Source organism: Pseudovibrio sp. POLY-S9 (assembly GCF_001431305.1).
Lineage (GTDB): Bacteria > Pseudomonadota > Alphaproteobacteria > Rhizobiales > Stappiaceae > Pseudovibrio.
The window spans coordinates 75,919-81,918 of sequence record NZ_LCWX01000121.1; the positions used below are offsets into that span (position 1 = coordinate 75,919).

General features: G+C 50.6%; 5 protein-coding genes. 4 read left to right on the forward strand and 1 reads right to left on the reverse strand.

Annotation, left to right across the window (positions count from 1 at the left end; genetic code table 11):
• The first annotated feature begins 25 nt into the window (after positions 1-25).
• The 4 genes from PPL9_RS09460 to PPL9_RS09475 all read left to right on the forward strand — a co-directional run bounded on the left by PPL9_RS09460 (position 26) and on the right by PPL9_RS09475 (position 3,561).
• Entirely contained in the window at positions 26-556 is a 531-nt protein-coding gene (locus PPL9_RS09460; RefSeq protein WP_057462462.1) for a gluconokinase, read from the forward strand.
• 43 nt (positions 557-599) lie between these two features.
• Positions 600-1,619, forward strand: a complete 1,020-nt coding sequence (locus tag PPL9_RS09465; RefSeq protein ID WP_057462463.1) for a TRAP transporter substrate-binding protein — start codon at positions 600-602, stop codon at positions 1,617-1,619.
• A 77-nt stretch (positions 1,620-1,696) separates the two neighbouring features.
• Positions 1,697-2,236 (forward strand): TRAP transporter small permease, encoded by a 540-nt coding sequence (locus tag PPL9_RS09470; protein WP_057462464.1) that lies wholly within the window; start codon positions 1,697-1,699, stop codon positions 2,234-2,236.
• Positions 2,233-3,561 carry a TRAP transporter large permease subunit gene (locus PPL9_RS09475; RefSeq protein WP_057462465.1) on the forward strand — a complete coding sequence of 443 codons (1,329 nt, stop codon included), beginning with the start codon at positions 2,233-2,235 and terminating at the stop codon, positions 3,559-3,561. The genes PPL9_RS09470 and PPL9_RS09475 overlap by 4 nt, the downstream gene beginning before the upstream one ends.
• Before the next feature lie 119 nt (positions 3,562-3,680).
• Here PPL9_RS09475 and PPL9_RS09480 read toward each other — a convergent pair whose 3' ends face one another.
• On the reverse strand, positions 3,681-5,798 hold the full coding sequence (locus tag PPL9_RS09480; RefSeq protein WP_057462466.1) for a serine/threonine-protein kinase: 2,118 nt from the start codon (positions 5,796-5,798) through the stop codon (positions 3,681-3,683).
• Between the last annotated feature and the right edge of the window lie 202 nt (positions 5,799-6,000).

Sequence of the window (6,000 nt, forward strand, 5' to 3'; positions counted from 1 at the left end):
TTCTCTTAGGAGGAAAATTAGGGCCGTGGAAGACTATAAAAAATCAGTATTTGTCGTCATGGGTGTTTGTGGCGTCGGCAAAACTTCAGTGGCACGCGCTTTGGCTACGTGTTTACCGGCGACCTATGTCGAGGCCGATGATTTTCATCCTGAAGGCAATATTGAAGCAATGGGTCGGGGGCATCCGCTAACGGATGATATGCGCCGACCTTGGCTGAATGATCTTTCGCAAGCGATCGTTGACTTAAACAAACAAGAAGCAACACCTGCTGTTGTTGTTGCGTGTTCCGCCCTTAAGCGGTCTTACCGTGACATCATCCGCACTTATTTGCCTCATGCCTGTTTTATCTTCCTTTCAGGATCAAAAGATATCATTCGCGAAAGAATGCTCAATCGGCAGGATCATTTCATGCCACTTGAGCTGCTGGACAGCCAGTTAGAAATCCTGCAGCCTCCGTCTTTGGACGAGCTGCACATCAACGTCGACGTGAGTGGCGCTAAAACTGACATCATCAATCAAATTTTGCGCCAGATCATGCCGGAAACTGTGGCCTAAGGCCGCCAATACATCGAATACTCTTCAGGGAGGTACTGTGAGTATGAAGTTTTTGAAATTTGCAGCTGCAGCAGTCATTGCAGCATCCACCGCCACAACGGCACTTGCAGCAGATTATTCTCTGCGTTTCCAGTCTTCTGACCCAGCTGGTAACCCAAACTTTGAACTTCAGCAGGCTTGGGCAGCACGTGTTGGCGTTCTTACCAACGACCGCGTTAATGTTGAAATGCTGCCAGTTGGCACAATCGTTCAGCACACTGAAACTCAGGACGCTGTTGCAGCAGGCATCATTGATGGTCACATCACTGACACCTCTTACTTCACCGGTAAAGATGCAGCCTTCGGCCTGATCGCAAACCCGGTTGGTGCATACGGTTCTCCATCCGAAATGCTCAACTTCATGGAGTACGGCGGCGGCAAGCAGCTGATGAACGAACTGCTGAACCCATATGGTCTTCAGTTCATCGGTGCGACCACTCCTGGCCTTGAAGCATTCATCTCCAAGGTTCCTTTGGACGGCGTTGATGACCTGAAGGGCGTGAAAATGCGTGCACCAGAAGGTCTGGTACAGAACGTATTTGCTGCAGCAGGCGCAGCACCTGTGAACCTGCCAGGTTCTGAAGTGTTCACCGCGCTGGATAAAGGCGTGATCGACGCAGCAGATTACACAGTGTTCTCAACCAACCACCAGCAGGGCATGCATGCTGTAGCAGGTCATCCGGTGTACCCGGGCTTCCACTCCATGCCTTTGGTTGAAGTTTCCATGAACAAAGCAACATGGGACAGCATGCCAGCCGACATTCAGGCTATCATGGAAATGTCTGTTCGTGACTTCGCACGTGACATGACTGCTCAGCTGTCCATGCGTGATGCTGTTGCAGTGGCAGAAGCTATTGCAGATCCAAACATCACCGTTCACAACTGGTCTGCAGAAGAACGCGCTAAGTTCCGTGCAATCGCACGCTCTCAGTGGGAGAAAGTTGCTGAGAAGTCTGATAACGCAAAACGCGTTTACGCGGTACTGTCCGCTTACCTGAAAGAGCAAGGTCTGCTTGCTCAGTAAGCTGATTTAAATCGCGTGAAACATACCGGACCGTCAAGTTCCCCGACGGTTCGGTACCTAGCGGGGAGGCAGGGTGAATGTCAGATCACGAAGAAAAAGACGCTGGCCAAAGAGCCATACCTGAAGCGGGGCTGTTCGGGCGCATAATAGCAAAACTCAGCGCACTCTTTTCACTTGCAATCGTATCGTCTGCGGCAATTCTGATTTATGAAGTCGCTATGCGGTATCTGTTTAATTCACCAACCATTTGGGCCCACGAAACCGTCATCTTCCTGACGGCGACAACAATCCTTTTTGGTGGTCTTTATTGCGCATCGACGAACAAACACATCCGTGTGGTTCTGATTTACGATGCACTCTCTCCCAAGCTTCGGCGTGTCTTCAACGTTGCTATCTCCATTGCCTGTGCACTCGCCAGCGCCTTGTTCTCCTGGGCAGGCTGGCTCGTTGTAAAACGCGCAATCTGGACACCCGCCGGCGATTTCCGTCTGGAGACCTCCGGCTCTGCATGGAACCCGCCAACACCAGGTCTGCTAAAGCTGTTCCTGCTTGGTATCCTTATTCTCATGTGCCTGCAATTTGCAATTCTGGCCGTCAACTACGCTAAGAAAAAATGACCGATTTACTCGTCCTGATCCCGGATTTTAAAGCTCTGGGCATCGAGCTGGCTACGGTTCTGATGTTCGGCTCATTGCTTCTGCTGCTGCTGACGGGCATGCCTCTTGCTTTCGTCACACTGCTTGTTGCTCTCATTTTCGCACTGGGCTGGTTCGGCCCGGGCGCCGTGCCGCTGATCGTCAGCCGCATCTTCAGCTTCGTGAACTCCTTCGTTTTCGTCTCCGTTCCCATGTTCGTGCTTATGGCCGCGATCCTGGATCGATCGGGCATAGCCAAGGACCTGTTTGACGCCATGCGCCTCGTTGGTGGGCGTCTGCGCGGTGGCATCGCTATCCAGACACTTCTCGTGGCTGTTGTTCTGGCGGCCATGTCCGGCATCATCGGTGGTGAAGTTGTTCTACTCGGCGTCATCGCCCTGCCGCAGATGCTGCGTCTTGGCTACGACCGCAAACTTGCCATTGGCGTATGCTGTGCAGGTGGTGCACTGGGTACAATGATCCCGCCATCCATCGTGCTAATCATCTACGGTCTGACAGCGAGTGTTTCTATCGGCGATCTGTTCACGGCAGCGTTCTTCCCAGGCCTGATGCTTGCAGGCATGTACGCCGCCTATATTCTGATCCGCGCCTATTCCAACCCTGAAGTCGCGCCAATTCCAGAAGCTGGCGAGATCCCAATCGCGGAAAAAATGCGCCTCCTGAAAGGCCTGTTTCTTCCGATCCTCGTTGTGGTGTTCGTTCTTGGCTCTATCTATGGCGGCATCGCGAGTGTGACTGAGGCGTCTGCCATCGGTGTGCTCGGCGTAACCATCTCAACAATCATCCGCCGTGAATTTTCAGTCAAGCTCATCATGGGGGCAGCTAAGCAGACCTTATCAACTGTTGGTATGATCGTTTGGATTGGAGTAGGGGCCTCTGCACTGGTCGGCGTGTTCAACTTGATGGGTGGTATCCGCTTTGTTCAGGCGCTGATCACAGGTATCTCCGACGATCCAACCGTCGTGATCCTGTTCATGATGCTCATCCTGTTCGTGCTTGGCATGTTCCTGGATTGGGTTGGCATCGCATTGCTTACCATGCCGATCTTCGTGCCAATCGTCTCACAGCTTGGTTACGATCCAATCTGGTTCGGCGTTGTCTTTGCCATGAACATGCAGGTGAGCTTCCTGTCACCGCCATTTGGACCCGCGGCCTTCTACCTGAAGAGCGTGGCTCCGCCCGATATAAGTCTGGGCGAAATCTTCAGAGCACTGCTGCCTTTCATCATGATCCAGATCGTAGCCGTCGCCCTGCTGATCATCTTCCCCGGCATCGCAGTCAGCTAACAACAACAATAACCACACTGAAGAAAGAGCCTGCGACCACCGCAGGCTCTTTTGTTGTTTAAGCCTATGCGCTTTTGGCAGTGACCCACTGCTACACAATCTTTATCTGCAGTATTATGCTAGATCACCCACTCTCGTTCTAAACGAAGCAACGTATCGACAGTGCCCAATTTCTGAGTATAGTCTTCTCTCAAAGCGCCCAAGCGATCTGTCGGGTAGGGACCCGGGCCAAGCAAAGAGAGCACAGATTTCAAGTCCTCAGACAAACGTTCCAGCTCAGGCTGCAGATGTTCAACTTTCTCCCAAGCCTTCTGGGCATTTTCTGAATTAACTTTGGCATGCAATTCAGCTTCATGACCCCAGCTGCTTACAACTCGCGGGTGCGTCGCCTCAAAAGTTTGCAAGGCATCTTCTGCCACAGGTAACCAAGAGATATCCTGCTCGCTATGAGCTTGCTGATAAGCTTCTATTTTTTCCTGGCTTTCTTTTAGCTGAGAAATAGCATCTCGCACTTCAATCTGCTTACCAGTCAAATAATAAAGGCTCACCAACACATCGTCTGGCGGCATATTAGACTGCTTACCAGCAGGAATAGTTAAGTCCAAAACGGCTGATAGGCGGGTCTCCAGCAGCTCCAGCTCATGCAAATTCTTTAGCTTGGGCTCAGTCATCAACTGAGGATCAAACTGCTCAAACTCAGAAACTTCATGCGATAGAATCCTTGAAACCTCATAGGCTTCAGACTTTCGCGCACTTGTATTGTGATGAGCAGAGAACTGAGAGAGTGTGTGATAAGTCTTAGAAACCAGTTCACGCAGCCTCCCAAGGACAGAACTGTCTGCATTGCCCTGTTTTTCAGCTCTGATGACCGTTTTACATTGCTTACCCAACTCGATAATCGCAAATGCAGCATCACCTTGCGATTCATTTTTTGCACGCTGCACCAAGACGTTACGCACATCACCAAAAGAGTTTCGAATGTCTTTTTCGGTCACTTGCCGCTCAGAGCGTGCACCTCGGCCATCATATTTAGGATTTGAAACCACATCCTTCAGTACAGACCGGGCTTCACTTTCCTCAATCAGACTATCCTGGATGAAAGAAAGAGAACCTGCTTCAGCGGCATCAGGTCGCTGATTGATGGTGTTCTGTAGTCCGTCCATAAAGCGGGAATAATCTGTTTCAACCGCCGCGAGCCCCGGGATCTTAACTGCGTTTCCTTCATCATCCCTGCTAATTTTCGTTGAATGCCATAGTCCAGCATTTGGCATGTGGTTTTGATCACGAAGCCCTTGTTCAACACCAGAAAGAAGGGTCGCACCAACCGAGAACACATCGCTCTTTTCGGAAGTTTGGGGATGTCTCGGGTGTACCTCAGGGGCTTTATAGTCCTCGGTAAACCCTTTTGCGGTCTCTCCAGCTTTGGAGTGTAAACCAAGGTCAATTATTACAGGCTCACCAGTTTCTGCGCTCACTACGTAATTGTCTGGTTTGATGTCATTGTGAACTAAACCAGCCTTACTGATATGGCCAGTAACATCCAACAGTTTCTGCCCAATGTATTGAACACTGCCCCAATATTGCGCGCTGGAGATATCCCCGGCCTTCCATGCCTGATTCAGCTTGCGCATGGTGACACTGCCACGATCACCAATAACTTCATCCATCACCAAGGCTTCTTTGACCAAACTACCGTAAGGTACCGAGGCCATCCCATAAACTTTCCCTAGGTTTGGGTGCTCGCCTGCATTTTCATAGATTGTCTTATAAGCACTCAGTTCAGCCTTCAGGTGCCCGGCGGCGACAGTTCTTTCAATTTTGCCGACAAGATTGTGACCATCTGTTGTCGTATAAGTTGAGATATGGCTCTCACCCTCTGCAAACTTCTCAGTAATATTTGGCTTTAATGTCGAAAGATCTGGCGCATCTCCCACTACAGGCTCCCCAACCCAGTCATATGATTTAGGGAGAGTTTCTGGGACTGCTTTTAATGCAGCAGTACCATTCAGTAAGGGCGATTTCAGCGTCTCTTGCGGCAGCTCCTTTCGAAGCTGCTCAAGTTGCTGCTCCCGGTTTCCCTTAAAACTCAGAAACTGCTCTTGCGTTTCAACACCAAGGGAGGAGCCTTTATCAGATGTATAGAGCTTAACCGACTCATTTTGCGCGGCGGTTTCAGCCTCAACAGGTGTATGAAGGATCGGAGAAATCGGCTGAGATACAATACTGGTGCTGGGCAATGGCCTGTCTTTCAAAAAATGGACACACCACTTGCATAAATCAGGGAGACAACCTCCGCTGTATCAATCGATACATGCAACCCACACTAACGAACACTTCAATAATTGCCGCACACCTTAAAACGCAGATGTTCCAAGGCAGTTCAATGCAACCAAACACCCATGTTGCAACCAAGCAGAAGTGGCGGGGGGGGGGGAATGC

What these genes read in the sequence shown, in the direction of transcription:
- PPL9_RS09470 (WP_057462464.1), top strand. Translation starts at nt 1,697, where the DNA reads ATGTCAGATCACGAAGAAAAAGACGCTGGCCAAAGAGCCATACCTGAA.
- PPL9_RS09465 (WP_057462463.1), top strand. Translation starts at nt 600, where the DNA reads ATGAAGTTTTTGAAATTTGCAGCTGCAGCAGTCATTGCAGCATCCACC.
- PPL9_RS09475 (WP_057462465.1), top strand. Translation starts at nt 2,233, where the DNA reads ATGACCGATTTACTCGTCCTGATCCCGGATTTTAAAGCTCTGGGCATC.